The sequence below is a fragment of the Staphylococcus sp. M0911 genome, from assembly GCF_003491325.1.
GTDB classification, from domain to species: Bacteria; Bacillota; Bacilli; order Staphylococcales; family Staphylococcaceae; genus Staphylococcus; species Staphylococcus warneri_A.
The window spans coordinates 1,910,712-1,930,112 of record NZ_CP022881.1 but is presented as its reverse complement, the minus strand read 5'-3'; the positions used below and the strand labels follow the sequence as shown (position 1 = coordinate 1,930,112).

Annotated in this window: 24 protein-coding genes and 3 pseudogenes; 21 read left to right on the top strand and 6 right to left on the bottom strand. The window is 28.7% G+C overall.

The features are described from left to right. Positions 1–29: 29 nt before the first annotated feature. From ssp1_RS09380 to ssp1_RS09325, 11 genes and pseudogenes are all read left to right on the top strand, one after another. Positions 30–557 carry a spore coat protein gene (locus tag ssp1_RS09380; RefSeq protein ID WP_118828201.1) on the top strand — a complete coding sequence of 176 codons (528 nt, stop codon included), beginning with the start codon at positions 30–32 and terminating at the stop codon, positions 555–557. A 2-nt stretch (positions 558–559) separates the two neighbouring features. Continuing rightward, entirely contained in the window at positions 560–901 is a 342-nt protein-coding gene (locus tag ssp1_RS09375) for a pathogenicity island protein (protein ID WP_107536097.1), read from the top strand. Then, on the top strand, positions 898–1,467 hold the full coding sequence (locus ssp1_RS09370; protein WP_001293076.1) for a terminase small subunit: 570 nt from the start codon (positions 898–900) through the stop codon (positions 1,465–1,467). The genes ssp1_RS09375 and ssp1_RS09370 overlap by 4 nt, the downstream gene beginning before the upstream one ends. 253 nt (positions 1,468–1,720) lie before the next feature. Continuing rightward, positions 1,721–2,689 carry an Abi family protein gene (locus ssp1_RS09360; RefSeq protein ID WP_000801979.1) on the top strand — a complete coding sequence of 323 codons (969 nt, stop codon included), beginning with the start codon at positions 1,721–1,723 and terminating at the stop codon, positions 2,687–2,689. Positions 2,690–2,843: 154 nt separating this feature from the next. Continuing rightward, a pseudogene (locus ssp1_RS09355) lies at positions 2,844–3,098 on the top strand (DUF3102 domain-containing protein); the annotation flags it as partial. Between the two features lie 92 nt (positions 3,099–3,190). After that, a pseudogene (locus ssp1_RS12065) lies at positions 3,191–3,292 on the top strand (hypothetical protein); the annotation flags it as partial. A gap of 253 nt (positions 3,293–3,545) precedes the next feature. After that, on the top strand, positions 3,546–4,460 hold the full coding sequence (locus tag ssp1_RS09350; RefSeq protein ID WP_031922544.1) for an iron-hydroxamate ABC transporter substrate-binding protein: 915 nt from the start codon (positions 3,546–3,548) through the stop codon (positions 4,458–4,460). Positions 4,461–4,517: 57 nt separating this feature from the next. Further along, positions 4,518–5,366, top strand: a complete 849-nt coding sequence (locus tag ssp1_RS09345; RefSeq protein ID WP_096659584.1) for a class I SAM-dependent methyltransferase — start codon at positions 4,518–4,520, stop codon at positions 5,364–5,366. A 358-nt stretch (positions 5,367–5,724) separates the two neighbouring features. Continuing rightward, positions 5,725–6,186, top strand: coding sequence for a terminase small subunit (locus ssp1_RS09340; RefSeq protein ID WP_107536308.1), 462 nt, complete (start codon positions 5,725–5,727; stop codon positions 6,184–6,186). 696 nt (positions 6,187–6,882) lie between these two features. Then, on the top strand, positions 6,883–7,380 hold the full coding sequence (locus tag ssp1_RS11960) for a hypothetical protein (protein ID WP_171970135.1): 498 nt from the start codon (positions 6,883–6,885) through the stop codon (positions 7,378–7,380). Between the two features lie 15 nt (positions 7,381–7,395). Beyond that, the gene (locus ssp1_RS09325) at positions 7,396–7,719 is read left to right on the top strand and encodes a hypothetical protein (RefSeq protein ID WP_075778579.1); all 324 of its coding nucleotides are present in this window, start codon (positions 7,396–7,398) and stop codon (positions 7,717–7,719) included. A 396-nt stretch (positions 7,720–8,115) separates the two neighbouring features. Here the strand turns inward: ssp1_RS09325 and ssp1_RS09320 are convergent, their stop codons facing one another. After that, positions 8,116–8,469, bottom strand: a complete 354-nt coding sequence (locus ssp1_RS09320; RefSeq protein WP_107546757.1) for a hypothetical protein — start codon at positions 8,467–8,469, stop codon at positions 8,116–8,118. 243 nt (positions 8,470–8,712) lie between these two features. Between ssp1_RS09320 and ssp1_RS09315 the strand changes: the two genes are divergently transcribed. The 5 genes from ssp1_RS09315 (at position 8,713) to ssp1_RS09290 (ending at position 11,516) form a co-directional block, all read left to right on the top strand. After that, positions 8,713–8,901, top strand: coding sequence for a hypothetical protein (locus ssp1_RS09315; RefSeq protein ID WP_075778581.1), 189 nt, complete (start codon positions 8,713–8,715; stop codon positions 8,899–8,901). 70 nt (positions 8,902–8,971) lie between these two features. Next, positions 8,972–9,229, top strand: coding sequence for a hypothetical protein (locus tag ssp1_RS09310; protein ID WP_002450886.1), 258 nt, complete (start codon positions 8,972–8,974; stop codon positions 9,227–9,229). A 24-nt stretch (positions 9,230–9,253) separates the two neighbouring features. Continuing rightward, complete coding sequence (locus ssp1_RS12060; protein ID WP_075778582.1) at positions 9,254–9,436, top strand: hypothetical protein; 183 nt, start codon at positions 9,254–9,256, stop codon at positions 9,434–9,436. 470 nt (positions 9,437–9,906) lie between these two features. Next, a complete protein-coding gene (locus ssp1_RS09295; RefSeq protein ID WP_075778583.1) occupies positions 9,907–10,479 on the top strand; it encodes a TetR/AcrR family transcriptional regulator in 573 nt (190 codons plus the stop codon). Between the two features lie 152 nt (positions 10,480–10,631). Continuing rightward, positions 10,632–11,516: an aldo/keto reductase family protein gene (locus ssp1_RS09290; RefSeq protein WP_002450883.1), complete on the top strand. Its 885-nt coding sequence runs from the start codon at positions 10,632–10,634 to the stop codon at positions 11,514–11,516. 459 nt (positions 11,517–11,975) lie between these two features. Here the strand turns inward: ssp1_RS09290 and ssp1_RS09285 are convergent, their stop codons facing one another. Further along, the gene (locus tag ssp1_RS09285) at positions 11,976–12,479 is read right to left on the bottom strand and encodes a hypothetical protein (RefSeq protein ID WP_075778584.1); all 504 of its coding nucleotides are present in this window, start codon (positions 12,477–12,479) and stop codon (positions 11,976–11,978) included. A gap of 198 nt (positions 12,480–12,677) precedes the next feature. Beyond that, the gene (locus ssp1_RS09280; protein ID WP_075778585.1) at positions 12,678–13,679 is read right to left on the bottom strand and encodes a DUF4352 domain-containing protein; all 1,002 of its coding nucleotides are present in this window, start codon (positions 13,677–13,679) and stop codon (positions 12,678–12,680) included. A 448-nt stretch (positions 13,680–14,127) separates the two neighbouring features. Here ssp1_RS09280 and ssp1_RS09275 point away from each other — a divergent pair, with 448 nt between their 5' ends. From ssp1_RS09275 to ssp1_RS09255, 5 genes and pseudogenes are all read left to right on the top strand, one after another. Then, positions 14,128–15,072, top strand: coding sequence for a cation diffusion facilitator family transporter (locus tag ssp1_RS09275; protein ID WP_075778586.1), 945 nt, complete (start codon positions 14,128–14,130; stop codon positions 15,070–15,072). Between the two features lie 174 nt (positions 15,073–15,246). Next, the gene (locus ssp1_RS09270; RefSeq protein WP_075778587.1) at positions 15,247–15,675 is read left to right on the top strand and encodes a MarR family winged helix-turn-helix transcriptional regulator; all 429 of its coding nucleotides are present in this window, start codon (positions 15,247–15,249) and stop codon (positions 15,673–15,675) included. A 7-nt stretch (positions 15,676–15,682) separates the two neighbouring features. After that, positions 15,683–16,508, top strand: a pseudogene (locus tag ssp1_RS09265) (N-acyl homoserine lactonase family protein). Positions 16,509–16,540: 32 nt separating this feature from the next. Further along, the gene (locus ssp1_RS09260) at positions 16,541–16,906 is read left to right on the top strand and encodes a hypothetical protein (protein ID WP_075778589.1); all 366 of its coding nucleotides are present in this window, start codon (positions 16,541–16,543) and stop codon (positions 16,904–16,906) included. Positions 16,907–17,225: 319 nt separating this feature from the next. After that, a complete protein-coding gene (locus ssp1_RS09255; protein WP_002450876.1) occupies positions 17,226–17,426 on the top strand; it encodes a cold-shock protein in 201 nt (66 codons plus the stop codon). A 173-nt stretch (positions 17,427–17,599) separates the two neighbouring features. On the opposite strand, the gene ssp1_RS09250 is transcribed toward ssp1_RS09255, so the two are convergent. The 3 genes from ssp1_RS09250 to ssp1_RS09235 all read right to left on the bottom strand — a co-directional run bounded on the left by ssp1_RS09250 (position 17,600) and on the right by ssp1_RS09235 (position 19,345). Beyond that, positions 17,600–17,833, bottom strand: a complete 234-nt coding sequence (locus ssp1_RS09250) for a hypothetical protein (RefSeq protein ID WP_075778044.1) — start codon at positions 17,831–17,833, stop codon at positions 17,600–17,602. Between the two features lie 228 nt (positions 17,834–18,061). Continuing rightward, entirely contained in the window at positions 18,062–18,301 is a 240-nt protein-coding gene (locus tag ssp1_RS09245; RefSeq protein WP_002450874.1) for a hypothetical protein, read from the bottom strand. Positions 18,302–19,060: 759 nt separating this feature from the next. Then, positions 19,061–19,345 (bottom strand): hypothetical protein, encoded by a 285-nt coding sequence (locus ssp1_RS09235; RefSeq protein WP_075778045.1) that lies wholly within the window; start codon positions 19,343–19,345, stop codon positions 19,061–19,063. Positions 19,346–19,401: the final 56 nt, after the last annotated feature.

Below are 19,401 nucleotides of genomic sequence, written 5' to 3'. Positions count from 1 at the left end.
GGGTAGGCTCTCTTTATAGGAGTGAACGTATGAAACTGCTTAAAACGAAGAATTGTTTATATTATCGTAATGGCGACAATAAATTATCTGAGTATCAACTATTAACGCAATTTAACCCAGCATTTATTAATAAAAAAATTAAGATGTGTGAATTCCAAATTGAAAGTATGTACCATATGAGTGCGTCGACCACAACATGTGATGAAATAATGGGGGTTGTGTCTGTCTCATATCCAATTGAAAAACTAGTTATCCAAATTATTGAAACAAAGGCAAGATTACAAAACTATAAAAAACGATCTATAAGTAATATGGCATTACTGAAAAATGTACTTACCTTTTATACAGAAAAAGAGAAGAAGCAAGTTGTAAAATATATGCGTTCAAATGGACGATATAAGCCCTACAACGTCATTGAACGCTTACAGGTTGATTTGTACCGAGAAAGTATTAAACAACGTTCAGAACGTCAAAAACAAAGAAATACAGCAATTGAAAACAGTAAGATTGCACGAGTAAATGCATATCACCAATCTACATATGTAAAAGTGGTGTAACAATGGATAAAAAGCAAATAAAAGGCTTCGTGTGTGATTATCATAAGCGAACTAGAAGTGATGTGTTGATAGATGATGAAATAAATACCGGTGAATTCTTTTCAATAGGTGATGAAAATTCTAATGAATGGATGGCAGACGATAACATTGATGATCATATTGTAAAGAATCACTTAGAAATGATTGTTGACCAAGTAGCTAATGATAAAGAGTTTTATATTTTCGATTCTTTAATACAAGGACGTAGTTTTAAAGATATTAGCAATGTCTTAGAGTATTCAGAACAATCTGTAAGATTATGGTATGAAACCTTATTAGATAAAATTGTGGAGGTGATAGAATGAGTGAGTTAACGGCAAAACAAGCGCGTTTTGTGAATGAATACATTAGAACACTTAATGTGACACAAAGTGCCATAAAAGCAGGCTATAGCGCAAATAGTGCACATGTGACAGGGTGTAGGTTATTGAAGAAACCACACATCAAACAATATATACAAGAACAAAAAGATAAGATTATAGATGAAAATGTATTAACTGCAAAAGAGTTACTACATGTGCTTACGAATGCGGCAGTCGGTGATGAAACAGAAACTAAAGAAGTTGTGGTCAAGCGTGGGGAATATAAAGAGAATCCACAAAGTGGCAAAGTACAGTTAGTCTATAATGAACATGTTGAACTGATAGAGGTGCCAATTAAACCTAGTGATCGTTTAAAAGCTCGTGATATGTTGGGTAAATACCATAAGTTATTTACAGATAAGCATGATATCAACGGTAATGTGCCGATATTCATTAATATCGGTGAGTGGGACGGAGACGATGAGGAATTAGATAAAACTGTAAAAGATGTATCTAACGCTAATCCTAACCATACTGTGATTGTGGATGATATACCGTTAGAGGATTGAAGTTAAATGATAAATTTATTGGTTACCATAGCTTGTTTACAGAAAAGGTAGACTTAAATGTGGCGACACCAGTGTTTATTGATAATATTGGTGGGTTTGAGGAGTAGCAATAAAACAAAGGAAGTAATTGTGTAAAATATCTCTTTTTGTTATTTCTTATTTATTTACAACCGATAAAATTAAATGTATTATATATATAACGATCTAGCCATAACTCTATTCGGGTTATGGCTACTTTTATAGGGGTAAATTTATGAAGCCATTTGAAAGTCATAATAAACAATTGAAAATTCTAAGAAGAAGAGGAATGGAAGTACCGAGTAGTGCTAAAAGAGATTTAGAAAATGAAAATTATTATAATATCATAAATGGTTATAAAGATTTATTTTTAGAACTAGATGTTAATGGTAATTTTTTGGTTCCTGATAAATATAAGCAAGGTACTCATTTTAAAGAAGTCTTTTCTTTATACAAACTAGATAGAAAATTTAGGAATGTTTTATTAGAGTATTTGTTAGTATTTGAAACTCATATTAAATCAAGAATTTCATATTATTTTAGCGAAAAATATAGAGAACCACATTCATATTTATACTTTAAAAATTATTCATCTGACACAAGTAAGACAGATAGCATCGTGAAAATGGTTGCTACATTTAGCTCGGTTATGAGTAATAGAAAAAATAAACCATTAAAACATTATATTAATACTCATAATGGAGTGCCACTATGGATATTGGTGAATTATTTAACTTTAGGTAATGTTTCAAAAATGTATTCCAATTTGGATGATGATCTTCGATTGGAAGTTGCTAAAGACTATAAAAGGAAATTGGAAAGAGATTATAAAACACGTGTTCAAATAACTCCATCAGATGTAGACAGTATACTACAACAAGCACATATGTTTCGTAACGTGTGTGCGCATGAAGAAAGATTGTATGATTATAAAATAGACAGGGCTAAAAGTAGAGCTAATATATTCGCCAATTATAACAAAATATACGATAAAGAATACGTTCCTACAATGAATGGTAGTTATGTATTCGATTTGTTGATTTCACTATGTCTATTTTTGAATAAACATGATTACATAAAATTGATGAAAAACATGGATAAACTAATAAGTAATTATTCACATTCTTTCTATACAATTACTATAGATGACCTATATACAAAAATGAATTTTCCAGATCAAACAAAAATACTGGATATGTTATAAAAGATATTTTTTAATGTCACTTACGAGTGACGTTGTTTGTATTTTAAGACGCTGAGAAACGCCCCGTGTTGCAGTGGGAAATGAGTTTTAATAACTATGTATGCAAAATGTATATATTACATTGTTAAATTCGACATCATCAAAGGCTGGTTAGTCGATTTTCGAGATTGGTCGAAGACTAAAACATGTGAAAGAGAACGATTTAGCACACGGAGAGTTTGGTAAGTGGCTTGAAAAAGTTAATTTGAATAAATCGCAAGCAAGTAAATTTATAACAATAGTAGAAAATCATCAAGAAGAAATTTCGACGTCGAAAAAATCAATGAATATTTTATACGAAATCGCAACTCTTCCCGAACCAGAACGCACCAAAGAACACATAACATCAAATGGTGAAACTAAAATTCCATACTAAATGTTTATGAATTTAACGGCAGAACTCAATTTTGAGCCTTGTAAAATTGCATATATTAGTTATATAAATATTATTTAAGGGTATTATATAAATGGGAGGGGCAACGTTATTACTTGCCTATTAGAACATTGAATGGTTCTGTTCCAACTAGTCAGTTATTAAGCGACTTATGTGGAGAAATCAGTTAGAGTAAAAAAGTGAATGATCCTTTTCTGGGCAGGTACTTCGGTACTTGCCTATTTTTTATTCACAAACTTCTATATCAAAAAGCTTTCATGTGATAATAAAAATTCTCTAATACGTTAAAAATAATGTATAAGTTAATTATGGCTTAACGAAATACATTCATATCATCGAGTAGGATAGGTATAAGTATTGACTATTATTTTTAAAAATCTATAATAGAAAATGAATATCAATTAAAAGTGAAAGGATGATATTATGAAAAGATTAATTGGAATTTTATTATGTAGTTTATTTATTTTGACTGCGTGTTCAACATCTGTCGATAAAACAAGTGACTCGACAAAGACTATAGACTATAAAATTGAAAATGGTAAAACACTGAAAGTACCAGAGAAACCTAAAAGAGTTGCTGTATTAACTGGATTTTATGTTGGTGATTTTATAAAGTTAGGAATCAAACCAATTGCTGTTTCAGATATAACTAAAGATTCTTCAATTTTAAAACCTTATTTAAAAGGGGTTGATTATATTGGAGAAAATGATGTTGAAAAAGTTGCTAAAGAAAAACCCGATTTAATTGTTGTAGATGCTATGGATAAAAATATTAAAAAATACCAAAAAATAGCGCCAACAGTCCCATATACATATAATAAATACAATCATAAAGAAATATTAAAAGAAATAGGCAAGTTGACTAATAATGAGGATAAAGCAAAAAAATGGATTGAAGAGTGGGAAGATAAAACTAGAAAAGATAAAAAAGAAATTCAAAGTAAAATTGGTCAAGCAACAGCATCTGTGTTTGAACCAGATGAAAAGCAAATATACATATATAACTCTACATGGGGTCGTGGTTTGGATATTGTTCATGATGCATTCGGTATGCCAATGACAAAGCAATATAAAGATAAATTACAAGAAGATAAAAAAGGTTATGCTTCGATTTCAAAAGAAAATATTAGTAAATATGCTGGTGATTATATATTTTTAAGTAAGCCTTCATACGGGAAATTTGATTTTGAAAAAACACATACATGGCAGAATATTGAAGCTGTAAAAAAAGGACATGTAATTTCATATAAAGCAGAAGATTATTGGTTCACAGATCCTATTACATTAGAACATTTGAGAAGTAAATTAAAAAAAGAAATTTTAAATAAATCTCACTAGAAATAAGTTATAAAAATTTCTAATGTATTAATAATAATATTTTTAAGGAGTGATTAAATGAAACGACTGGATGGAATTCCCGAATCAATGTTAATTCCTTTGATAGCTCGAGCAAAAGAGTACGAATACGAAAAACCAATAATAAAAGACGCACTATCTAAAAAAATATTTGATGGTTTAGATGATATGTACAAAAATGTTACATGTGATGATATGTCTCAAATTGGAATTAGTATACGTTCTGTGATAATAGATAGTGTTACTAAAAGGCTTATCAAGGATAATAAAAATTTGATTGTGGTCAATATAGGTTGTGGCTTAGATACAAGGTTTCAAAGATTTAATAAAGAAAAAATATCGTGGATAGATTTAGATGTACCTGAATCAATAGAAATACGAAAAACATTTTTTAAAGAAACAGATAGTTATAAGATGATAGCTAAATCAATGCTGGATTACAGTTGGATTGAAGATGTTAAAAATTATAAATTTTTTAATAGTAAGTCAAATATATTGTTTATCTTTGAAGGTGTATTGATGTATTTTGATGAGAGTGTAATGACTAAATTATTACATACTATTATTAAAAAGTTTGGAGATCATAATTTGGTCTTTGCGATTGAATTTTGCTCAAAAACAATTGCAAATAATACAAAAAGACATAAATCTGTATCAAAATTATCCTCACAACCTGTTTTTAAATATGGATACAATGATTTAAATGAATTGGATAAAGTTTTACCAAATAAAATGAAAGTTATAAATGAATATAATTACTTTGACTACCATAAGAAAAGGTGGGGGCTCTTTGGGTATTGTAGATATATACCTTATCTGAAAAAAAGGCTAAACAATAAAATAGTAATTATGGAATATAAACCAGCTAAATTAATCACTCATAATTGAGTATTAAAGTAAAACATTTCAAAAAAGATGTAGCTAGAAATTTATTAAAAGTAAAGTGCACACATATCTTGTGTTTTTTCAATTTTAATATTTTACACACAACTCATTAGTCAATTTAAACGTTGATATGACAATGCTTATAGCGAGTTATACATGAATAGATAAACGCTTTAATGAACTCCCGCCGTCTCCATTATATAGCCTGCAACCCATGTGGTTGTGGGCTTTTTATTGTATGTGATGTGGTTAGTAGTAAATATTCGATGTAGATCGAATAAAAGAACTAAAATATATGTCATTTGAGAGAGACGTAGTGATTATTAGGACGAATAAACAAGTAGAAAAGAGAGTATTAAGAATGAGTGGAAAATGCACTCAAAACGCTATAAATAACGGTTATAGCTCAAATAGCACACATGTAACAGGTAGAAGATTATTGCGCAATGAGAAAGTAAAAGACTATATTCAAAGCAAGAAAGATGAGATTATAGACGATACCATTTTAACTGCGAAAGAAACACTATACTTGCTATCACGTTCAGCAGTGAGTGAGGAAACTGAAGTGAAAGAAGTTGTAGTTAAGAAAAGTTCATTTGAAAAGAACCCCGACACAGGACACATGAACCTCGTATATAACGAACATGTGGAATTAGTTGAGGTACCTATAAAAGCGAGTAGTCGTTTGAAAGCCCGTGACCTACTTGGGCGTTATCTTAGTATCTTTACTGATAAAATAGATATGAATATGGCGACACCAGTTTTTATTGATAGCATTGGTCAAGACGATGAAAAGAATGATAGTGATTTAAAAGAGTTGTAAAAATATTTAAATTAAGTAGTGAAAGAGTAAAACAGATATATGAGGAAATATTAGAAAAGCTACCGTGATTGGTAGCTTTTCTAATTTAGTATGTATTCTAATTAATTTATGTATAAATGATTTTTCATCACCATATTTGAATAGAGGTTTATCTTTTTAGTATATTTCTTGTTAAAAATATATATTGATTTTTAAGTTTATTATTTCATTTTGTTTTATATTTTTAATATAAAACTTCCCTTTTTTACGTTCCCAAATAAAAGTAGCCAGATCTAAAATAGTATTACCTGTCATATTATTTGTATTTATTCCTTAAATTATTTTCATTTTTGTAAAAGCTCTAGTTTGATCTATTATTAATGTAATTTAAAAGAAAGATCTACAGAATAAAGAGAAATAATAAATAAGAAAATAATTACAATTTTAACAATGTTATTCCTCCTTTAATTTATATTACTTGAATATAAAATTTGGGTTAATAAGAATATGAAAGTGTATCTTTATAATGTTTAAGTGTTGATTTTGCATTAAACTCCGACAGTAAATTTCAATTTACAAAAACTTTAATTATCCAAACTTGAATTTATTGTTTAGAATGCTATGTTGATTATGGGAATATAATTTTGTGATTGGGAGTAAATATAAAGCAAATGAATTTTAATATTGTAAATGAGTAAAATACTTGGAACATTGATAATGAGCGCTTTATTCCTTTCAACTGCGACACCTATAGCAAGTGTGCAAGATACTACCCAAAATAACGATAATACAAATATTAAGCAAATTACTGAAAAATTAAATACAGATGATAAAATATTAGATGGATTTTTTAAAAATCCAGAAAGAACTAGCCAAAAAACTATTGATAACTTACCATCTAATTTAAAAGAAGGCACATCTGAAAGAGTTGGAGGATCATACGCTGTTAAAAAAGTCATAAAAGCTATGATTAAAAATAAAAAAGCTGTGTTTAATGGTGTAAAAGAAATCAGTCCTCGTGCCGGAAAATCATTGGAAAAAAGATGGGATAAATATGTAAATCCTGCATTGAATAATGTATTAAAACAAGAAGAAGCTACATGGGGAAATGTACAAGGACAAGTTTCGCAAGCTTTGATGGGAACCGGTATTAAAGATTCTACTGTAAGAAGCATAGGATTTTGGGTTTCTCAAGTTGGTCAAGCATTAATATAAAAAGAGTGTGATAAAATGAATAATGAAGAATTAGAAACAAGATTGTTATTAATGAAACAATCAATAGAACAATTACAAGAAGAACTAGCGCCAAACTTAAAAACTAGAGATTTAATGTTATTAAGATATATGTATTCATATAAAGAAATTAATATGTTAGATTCTTACTTGTTCCAATTGGCTACTAATAAAGAGCAAGTAACAAAAAAACAATTCAAAACAAAATTGGAAAACATTAGAGAAGTACCAGAAATTCCAATGAGACAAGTAAATGATATATTAGAGGGTTATAAAAATAGTGAGTTATATGTTGAATTAATAAATAGTATCATAAAATAAATAAAAATAGAGCAGTCTGATGACTGCTCTTCTTTTCTTACTGAATATAAAATGTATTAACGACCTTAATAAATATATAAGTAACGTATACTTTAGGAACGAACAGTCATTAATTGATTATATTAATAAATTATATTCAGAACTGTAAATTTGATATAAAGATAATGCTATTCATTGCCCCAAATATCTTGTGTTTTTTCAATTTTAATATTTTACACACAACTTATTAGACAATTTAAACATTGCTATGACAATACTTATAGCGATTTCTACACGAATAGATAAAGGCATTAATGAACTCTCGCCGACTCCATTATATAGCCTGCAACCCATGTGGTTGTGGGCTTTTTTGTTTTGATTCACAAATAGTGTATTGCACCAATCAACTTCATTTAGTTATACGCGTATTTCATGATAAAGTTTCTCAGCGTATGGCAGTAGTTCGGGAATATAGTTACGTGCATAGCCTTCAATAAATCGTAATGTTTGAGAATCTGTAAGGTCATCATATTTTTCAATATACTGAATTAATATCTTTTTAAAATCATTTATTTCTATTTCTTCTGTATTTTTACTATGTGCTAATTTTAAGAATGCTATCAGTACTTTTTGATATTCTTCGAGTGTTATACCTAAATCCAAACATAAAAGGCTAATTGATTTTGTGTTGTAGGGATGATGACCTATGATTTCAGCTAGTTCTGAAATAGCTTGATATAGTAATGTAATATCATCTTTATTTTCGAACACGATTGTTCACTCCTAAATATATAGTTTTATCTTGCAATTGGACTATATTTTCAGTTTAGAGTAATTCATATAGAGTTGTTGTGGATTTCTTAAGTGTCCAATTCTAATACATAAGTGTTATAAAGGGACCATTTATATTAATGGTTATGAAATATTAAAAATATCATTGAATAATTTAACTTCATCACTTTGATGACGGAACAACTAAAGTTTGTTAATGTTTTAATAAAAGAGGGTGCTAATATGGCAAAGTATTTTACTTCAATTAAATTAGGTTTGTACCTATTATTATTAATCATATTGCAACCAATTATTTTCCATTTATTAAATCTGAACCAATCTAAAATTTTTAGTGTAATAGGACATTTGATGTTTATATTGATTGGTATTTTATTAATTTATATTAATGCTCAATTTAATAAAAATAATTGAATTCGTAGAGCATTGAGCTAAATAATTCATTATTATGACTTTGTTATAACGCTTATTAAAGGATGATTAGATGCTACCTCATATATTAATGTGGACTGTTACCATATTAGGAATGATATATATTGTTTATAATTTTATATTAGCTAAATCCATAATTAATATTTTCTTTGCTATTTTATTTCAATCAATTTTGTTATTCTTAATTCGTTTCTTTTGGTTAGATCATTCATTTGGCGATGCATTTATACATTCGTTTGACTTGCTTACGATTATTGTGGTTGTGGTATATGTTATATATCAATTAATGGGTGATTCATCTGAAGATTAATACTATGTATAAGAGGGGGATTTTATGAAAGATTCATTATTTTGGAAAAAATCTTTTCTTCCTGTTTACTTTATTGTCGCGTTATTATCATTTATTCTGTTTAAATTTTATATCAAGACGGATAATATGGCTGTTTATTTGATGATTTTCTTTTTATTTTGTTTAGGAATAGCGTCTATTATTATTAACGCCAAGCAAAATAGGTGAACTCTTATATTGTTTATTGAATGTAATATCACATCATAATATGAAGGGTGATTAATATTAGTATATATGTGGCAATAATTTTAGGATTATTATTTATATTAATATATGCAACGTTTTGGACATTTTTATATCAATTAAATTATAAGCGTATGAATAGGGGACAGAGCTTGAATAAAACGCAAATTAAAATTAATATGTTTGGACATGGTGCAATTGCATTAGTATTAGTGGTAATAGCAATATATTTATCATATTTAAAATAGAACTTATATTATTATTGAAAAGTTACCTTCAATGGTAGCTTTTTTATTGTTTTGTAGAAAATTTTTATGAAAACACATAGATAGACATATTTTAAAATCTGCAAAAGGATAGACGAATTCAACAAGATGGTGCTTGTATTACTATATGGTAGACGGTATCATACAAATAGATATCAGACGATTATAAAAAGGAAAGTACTTGAATAAATGAAATACGATACAAATAAAAAGATGACTAAGTTTGCAGAACGAACATTAAAAGAATTTGCTAAAATACTCTTTTGGACATTGAAAACTAAACCATTGGAGAAAATTACTATTAATGAGTTGTGTGAGAAAGCTAACTATCCAAGAGCAACCTTTTATAATTATTTTGATGATATTAATGATCTTTTAAATTATTGTTGGCAAAGAATAGCTAGTGATATGGTCGTTGACAATTATGATTCACTTACGCCAGAAAAAAGACCTTATATACTATTTGAGCGTTGTTACGACTATTTAAATGGATACAGAGATAATATTGAAAAAATTATGACACATAATACTAATGATGGCCGATTTGCTGAATCGTTAAGAAAATATATTAGGCAACAGATTTATACTATTCTAGTAACTTGTCCACCTTCTAAAAAGTATCAATTATCATATGATCAGATGTCAGAACATTATGCCAACACCATTCATATGATTTTGGACTGGAGTTTTATTCGCAAAAATCAGATGGATAAAGAAGAGGCAATGGAGGCACTACGTTATTTAATAGGTGGGATACAGTAGTTATAAATCAGTTGTTTGGTGAAAAGAAGAATACCATTTAGTTGAAAAATTAGTGACAGATTCTTTCTCTCTATCAATGCGACATTGAAATATAGCATTAATGCAAAGAAAATACAGAAATGAAACGAGACAAATCAAGAAGGAAGATATTTATGGTATTACAAGAAAAATATACACTAAATAACCAATTAGAAGTGCCAAAAATTGCTTTTGGAACATGGCAAATTTCTAATGAAAATGTGATATTAGCAGTGAAAGAGGCACTTGAAATAGGCTATCGTCATATTGATACTGCTATTCATTATGAAAATGAAGAAGGTGTAGGTAAGGCAATTCGTGAATCTAGTATTCCAAGAGAAGATATTTTTGTCACTACAAAGATTCCGCCAGAGGTAAAAACCTATGAAGGCGCTAAAGCTTGTATTGAGAATTCTATTGAAAGATTGGATATTGGAGTAATTGATCAAGTATTAATTCATTCGCCGAAACCTTGGAGAGAACTTCTTGTAGGTAGTCCTAAGCCATATTTTGATGAAAATCTTGCAGTATGGAAAGCAATGGAAGAAGCGGTAGAAGAAGGTAAGATTCGTTCTATTGGTGTTTCTAACTTTGAAATAGCAGACTTAGAAAATATTCTGAAGAACGGGAAGATTAAACCTGCAGTTAATCAAGTTGAAGTACATATTGGACTTACACCTAGGGATATTATGGAATACTGTGAAAAGCATGATATTTTGATTATGGCTTATTCACCTAATGCCACAGGCAAACTGATAAACGATCCGGTTGTTAAACGCGTTGCTGATAAATATGGCGTATCTGTACCACAATTATCTATTCGATATGACTTGCAAATTGGTGTTTTACCACTTCCAAGAAGTACCAATCCTGTTCATATGAAAGAAAATGCAAATCTTGATTTTGTTATCTTAGAGGAAGATATGATTACTTTAAGTAAGGTGAAAGAAAGACATAATTTGTGGTGGCGTCGGGTAAGTAAAGTAATAAGAAATATTCGAAGCTTTGGTAAAAAGTAAAAAATAAGGTGTCCTTTGAAAATGAAAGGACACCTTATTTAATATTGCATAATGTTATGTAATTTCGTTTTAAATTAGATTAGGATTGTTTTATGTTACATTACTATTATTTCGTGGTAAATATTATTAAAAGCCTATGGAGGTCATATGTATGGATTTGATAGGTAAAATAATAGCTTTTATCATGACAACGATTTCTAATTGGTTAGGGTCTAGCGATTTAATCAGAGATGTTAAAAGAGGTTTTAAATCATTAAAGGATTAAAGATTTATTGATAAAAAAATAGAATTAGAGTGTACGACTTAACCTGCAATTCCTAGAATTGTGGGTTATTTTTATACTAATATTTATATTTTTGGATAATCAAAAATCCCACTCCTAATATGTTAGGAAAGTGGGATTTGAATCGTGGTTTCAATATAATATAGTTAGTTCGGATTACTATGTTTTAACTATAGTTAATTTGAAGCGGGCATTGTGTTCTGACCACTAGATTGTGGTTGTTGTGTATTCTGTTTAGTGGATTGTTGCGGTTGTTGAGATTGCGATTGTTGTTGATTTTGGCCATTAGATTGTTGTGGTTGCTGATATTGTGATTGTTGTTGATTTTGACCATTAGACTGTTGGGATTGACTTCCTTGTTGTGCATTTTGCCCGTTATTTTGAGTAGGTGTCTGTTTATTTTGCTTAGGCTTGCTTTGAGATGAAGATTGCTTTTTAGTTTTATCTTTCTTTTTATCCTTATCTTTTTTTGAATCTTTCTTTTCTTCGTCGTAATCTTTGATATTATCTTTCTTAGGGTCATTAGATCGCTTATTTTTAGAGTTTTCTTTGTCTTTTTTTGAGTCATTTGATTTTTTATGTTCAGTTTTTTTATGTTCATCTTTTTGTTCAGAATCTTGGTTGCCACAAGCGCCTAAAATTAAACAACTTGATAATAAAATAAAAAAGGGTTTCTTCATGTCTCAATCTCCTTCATTTATATTATTTGGCTACAATGTGTTAATAACATTGTGGTGTCATTCTAACGTATAGCGATATCAAATTTAAAGTGATATCATATCAGGGCAATATTTCAAAATATAAAAATGCCACTCCGAAAATGAGTGGCATTGATTTGGTACGTATTTATCTTTTAATGTGATCACGATGTTAATATTTTATTCTGACTCTGAACTACTGTCACTAGGTGCACTTGAAGGCGCGCTATTTGATGTAACGTCATTAGATGATTTTGGTGTGTTTTCACTATTTGGTACAGCTGATTTTGACTCTTGAGGTTCACTTTCTTTCGGTGCTGAAGATGATGAATCTTCTTTAGATGGTGTTGCTTTTGACGAACTACTACTAGCGTCTTGATGACTGCCAGTGTTTGATGAAGGTGATGCAGATGATGAAGTTGAATTACCGGTATTACTTGATGAAGTGTCATCCGCTGAACCTGATGTGGCAGATGAAGTACTTTCGTCGTTAGTAGCATCATCATCTTTTTTATCTTTAGTAGATGTTTTAGCATCTGATAGATCAACAGTTATACTTTTAGCACTGAACAAGCTAGATGTGATTTCTAGTTTTTTATCTTTAGTATTAGCAACTTTTTCAGAAACATCAAAGACAACTTTTCCTTCAGCAGTACTGTCAGGATTAATTTGTTCTAAGAAAAATGAATTAGTGATACTTCCGTCATCACTTTGGTTAGCAGATACTGAACCAGTGGCATCTGCTTCAAATGATTTATCTCCAGATTTTAATTTAAACATTTGACTATCGATTGTTAATGCTTTGTCTCCCTTATTCTTAATTGAAACATCTGCGACAACAAATGTATCTTTCGCATTAGTAGGTGCAATTGAAGGTCCAACAGCTTTAGTATTTTCAATTGATTTAACTTTAACTTCTAAATCACCGTTTTTAATGGTATCACCGATTTTATAATTTTTTGTACCGGTAGCATGATGTTTGAATCCACCATTCATACCAAAGGTTAATGCAACAATGCCAATAATAATTAAAATAAAGAAAACGAGACAACCTACACCAACCCACATCCATGGTTTCTTAGATTTAGACTTTGCATACTTTTGCTTTTCTTGTTGTCTTTGAAATTCTTGAAATTGTTCCCATTGTTTTCTTTGCTGTTCTTCATTATAGTTTTCTTCCATTCAACATAGCTCCTTTATTTGTAATTTACATATATATTAATAATACTGTTATGACAGGGTTTTTAGTAATCACTTTTAGTTATAAAGGTTGATAACTTAAATTGCTTTTTATCAATTTTAAAATGACAATAGATTGTATAGATACTAATTTGTTATATAAGACAATTTTATCTGATATATAAATAGAAACTATAAAGTTATTCGTGTAATTTTGAATTGATATAGAACAATTGGTACTATAAAGTTGAAAGAATGAAATAAATAATTTTAATGAGTTGCATTCTAGTAAAAGGAGAATTGATATGACTTTTTTCATTATCTTCTTCCCAGTATTTGTTTTTATAATACTGAACCTATATAGCCAAAATAAGAAGGAAAAAAATAATGATTAAAATATTACTTAAGAAACTGGATAAGATTGTTGTGTTTCTATCGAAGGAGACTATCTATGAATAATCAAACAAAATATTTTCATCATGTTGAACATCGTAAATTTCAAAATAGTTCTAAGACAACATTATGGTTATCTTTAATTATCACGCTCTTTTTTACAATAGTAGAATTTGTAGGAGGGATCGTATCTAATTCGCTTGCATTGTTATCAGATTCATTTCATATGTTGAGTGATGTGCTTGCTTTAGCACTTTCCATGGTAGCAATATATTTTGCAAGTAAAGCACCTACTAAGAATTATACTTACGGTTTTATGAGATTAGAAATTATAGTGGCCTTTTTAAATGGTTTGGCTCTTATAGTAATTTCACTAGGTATTATGTATGAAGGGATTATGAGAATTATTCATCCAAGACCTGTAGAAAGTGGTCTTATGGTTGTCATAGCTATTTTAGGGTTTGTCGTTAATGTTGTTTTGACATTGATTTTAGTAGCGTCTTTAAGAAAAGAAGATAATATTAATATACAAAGCGCATTATGGCACTTTTTTGGTGATTTATTAAACTCTGTAGGTGTCATTGTAGCAGTAGTACTCATTTATTTAACGGGATGGAATATGATTGACCCGATTATTAGTATTATTATTTCATTAATTATATTTAATGGTGGATTTAAAATTATTAAAAATGCATGGAAAGTATTAATGGAACGTGTGCCTGACGGTTTCAACACAGATATCATTATTGAAGATATGAGATCAGTAGAAGGTGTCATTGATGTTCATGAATTCCATTTATGGAGCATAACAACCAATCATAGTTCTTTAAGTGCGCATGTTGTACTTAGTGATGAATATATTAAGTCTCCTTATGAAACAATAAATAAAGTTTCTAAATTACTTAAAGAAAAATATGGATTAAGACATGTCACATTGCAAATAGAGAATATCCATCTCAATCATTTAGATGAAGCATATTTTAAACAATACGAAGAAGCATAGAGAGATATTAGCCATCTAAAATATAAAAAATTTTGGTGGCTTTATCCAACTTATTTAAAATAATTTCTTGATATAAAGTTCACCTGGGTGTACTATTAAGGTGCTTCACATTATTTGTTAATTTTCATTTGTAATATAGTTCACCGCGGTAAACTACTTTGAAAGGAGAATTAAATGAACAAAAACACATTAAAGCAACTTAATGAAATACATTTAGCGTTTATAGAATTAAGTAAACAAATAAATGAAGTTTTAGAAGAACAAAACATTGATATTTCACGAGAGCAAATGGGTGTATTTAAACTACTTATGGAAAATAAAAAAATGTCAATGAAGGACATTGCATATAGACAAGGTGTATATAAAACAGCAATTACTAAAAGAATTAAAAAAATGGAAGATAAAGGATTTGTAAAAAAAGTAAATTCAGTTGATAAAAGAGAAAAGCTTATTTCTCTAACTAGTGAGGGATATGAATTTTATCAAAACAGACAAGAGTTACTTTATAAAGGTTTAGAGAAAAAGTTGGATTTAAGTGAAGATAACCTAGAGAATATCATTAATCATATGTACGAAATTAAATCAATTATACAAAAAGGATGAAATTAAAATGAACAAAGAAATAAAAGTACATGTAATATATACAGGAAAAGTTATTGTAGATGAAGCACTACCTTTTGCTTATGATTCCAATCCTCCTATGGCTTGGACAGGAATGTTGAGATCTAAAAAACATCAAATCAAACTACCTGTGTCAGTATATTTAATTGAACATCCTAAAGGTCTTATTTTAATTGATACAGGTTGGCATACGGATAATCGAAAACATCAATTGAAGAATTTATCATTCCAATATCCAATAAACAAAGCTGAATTACCTGAAGGACAAGCAGTGCATGAACAATTAATCAAATTAGGTTATAAACCGAGTGATATTGATTACATTTTAATGAGTCATATGCATTGTGATCATGCGGATGGATTGAGATTAGTTAAAAATGCTAAAAATATTTTAGTAAGTGAAGATGAATATGAAGCCATTTCAAACGATAAAATACATTATTTACCTCATGAATGGAAAGGCGTACATTTAAATACATTCCATTTTGACAATACTGGCATAGGACCGAAAAAAAAGATCATTCGATTTATTTGATGATGGTACTATAACAATGGTATGGGTTCCAGGGCATAGTAAGGGACTAGCATCAACAATTATAAAAAATGAAAATAGTGAAAAATTCATACTATTAGCCACTGATGTAGGTTACGCTGCAAAATCATGGCAAGAAAATATACTCCCAAGTGTATTGGTAGATAAAGAAGATGCTCAAATATCATTAGATTGGGTTAAAAGAATGTCGGATGATCCAAATTGTGTAGAAGTAATAGCTAATCATGATGTTAATGTGAAACCGCATGTTATTACCCTATAAATTTTATTAATGATGGCAGGTGAGATATTAATATGATAAGAAATAAAGAGTTTCGCTTTTTAAAAGGAAATATGACAAGTCTTTATATGAAACTTACGAATCTATATGAAATCTTACTTAAAAATTCGTCGTGCAATGTCAATGATGAAAAAATGATTTTATTGAATGAGGTGGATCATTTATTAGTCAATCTCAGTTTTTATTGTCATATTCATGATTATTATAATAATTTAAATATTGAATTTATTGCTCCTATGAGAACGTTTTATTTATTAGCTAGGGAATGCTTAATTAGTGAAAATGTAAATATGGATGATATTCACCCATATGTATATGAAATGGAATCAGTATATGACCAAGGTATTAATATATTAAACGAAATGTTCAATGCAAAGTAATCAAATCCTCTCTTTGTATTAGAAGAAATCTTACTTAGAAACTATTTTGCATATAAAATAAATCACATTTATAAATTCTAAGTATTAGATTAATTTAAAGCTGATTTTAATACAAATAGCAGTTCACAATTTTTGAAAATAAAATAAATTTAAAAGAATTTACTAAAAAGGCTTTACTTTTCTCAAAATAAGCGTATAGTTGTAATTAAGTAATCAAGTACGTGAAGTTAATTGAGAGTTATTTATAAGAATACACTCCTTTTGATTCAATGAAATTTGTTACAAATATTTAGTGCAAAAGCACGCGGAGGTATTCTATATGAATAACGGTACAGTTAAATGGTTTAATTCAGAAAAAGGTTTTGGTTTCATCGAAAGAGAAGATGGAAGCGACGTATTCGTACATTTCTCAGCAATCGCTGAAGAAGGATACAAATCATTAGAAGAAGGACAAAAAGTTGAATTCGACATCGTTGAAGGCGATCGTGGAGAACAAGCAGCTAATGTCGTAAAAATGTAATAACATTTTCAAAGCAACCGTTATGGTTGCTTTTTTTATGCCATTATTTAATTAGAATTATTTAAATATGTAAAACACTCCCAGTTCATTAATGAAACTGGGAGTGTTTAGTATAAATATAATATATAAAACAAAAAACTATCAATCAATGTTAATACTTAAAAGATTTTAATTTAAAATTTTGCGTTATGCATAACATTAAGATTAAAAATTTTAGTTTGTCCACAGTTTTCACAATACGTAGCGAAAGCTTCGATGCCGTTAGATTGATTTGCTGCTGTAGGAATAAAGAACACATCTTCTGAAAATTTAAGTTTAGGATTTGAACAGCAAACTGTACGTCTTCTTGAATTATAGAAACGTTGAATTGTTTCTAGTTCTTCCTGGCTAAATTTTGTGTCTCTCATGTTAATCACATCCTTTCCTCAGTTATGTATATGAATAAGGATTACTATCATAAAGATGTTACAACATGGTTTACGCAAAAATAACAATTGGCTATCTATTAAAGTACAAAATTGATATTAAATAGAGTTTAATACAATTAAGTACAATTTTGTTGGATTTTGCTTAAGTGTTTGAAAAAACAGCTTAAATGTAATTAACATCTAAGCTGAGATTTTTAAGTACGATGATTAATTTGCTTTATCACCATCTACGCGTTCTTTATTTCCTTTGTCATCTTGTGATTTAGGATTGTCTTTCTTTTTAGCACTATCCTTCACTTTTTTGACTGTATCATCATTACTACTCTTAGAGTCTTTTTTATCTTTTTGTGTTGATTTCTTTTCATCTTGTTTTGAATCATGATCACTTTGACTACATGCACCTAAAACTAAAAAACTACATAGAACCAACCAAAATAATTTTTTCATATAATCCTCCTAAGATTCTTAATTATCTTAAGTTTACTACATATTATTGTTATTTTACATCTTTTTCTTTTTCAAAATTGTGAATATTTTTATTAATTTGTATAAAGAAATGTAATGATAATTCAAAGTATTTTATTATAATTAAAAAAAACGCCAACGTTAACTTTAATAATGACGAAAATTAAAGTTAAGTTGACGCTAACAAGAAGTAATGTTAAACACTCACAAAGTTTAACAAATTAAGATTACCATAAATATAAGCCTTTTACCACTTTATTATATTGATAATTAGAAAAGGAAAATTAAACTTCAAGTTATATATTTTATATAGTTGAATGGAACTTAAAATTACAAAAGATTTAAATTTGAAAATGATATGAGTATTAGAAAAGATGTGAAATCAAAAATATTGTGTATTGTTCAATGTGTGCTATTAAATTTTTGTTTTCTATATTTAGACAACACTTATGAATGATCAAAGATATTTAATTCTGCATTATGAGTATCAGCTGACACATATAGTAGGGGATCATGTACATGGGTAATTTGATTATGTGTGTCGATTTCAGCTAGTATTTTAAAACTTTCGTTATTTTGTGGTTCAACAATAGAAATTTCATTGTCATTTCGTTGGATTGCAAATTGTCTTTTTTGATTGATTGTTAATTTTCCATTCTGCCACGTTCTTTATACCTCCTATAGAGAAATTCATTTCCAAACAAATCGAACATATATTGACTTAATGATAGATGAATTGTATTAGCCAAAACTTTTTTCAATATCAGTAAATGCTTTTGTTGTCATTTTGATATCGTTGATTTGGTTATCTTCAATTTGACCATCAATATAACCGTGTTCAATTAGAACTTTTAAATTTTTAACAAAGTCATCGTAATTTCGATCACAAAAATAATCATCTTGAGTCGTTATAGAATCCTTAAAATGATTGGCTTCTTGTTCAGTTTGTCCATCATTAGAACGTTCCATGTATAATTTATAAAATTTTGCGATGGTATATTTTTGTTCTTTAGTTAGTTCGTCCATATTATTTTCCTCCCCAATATTACACTAAATATCTTTTACCCTATATTTTCAACTTA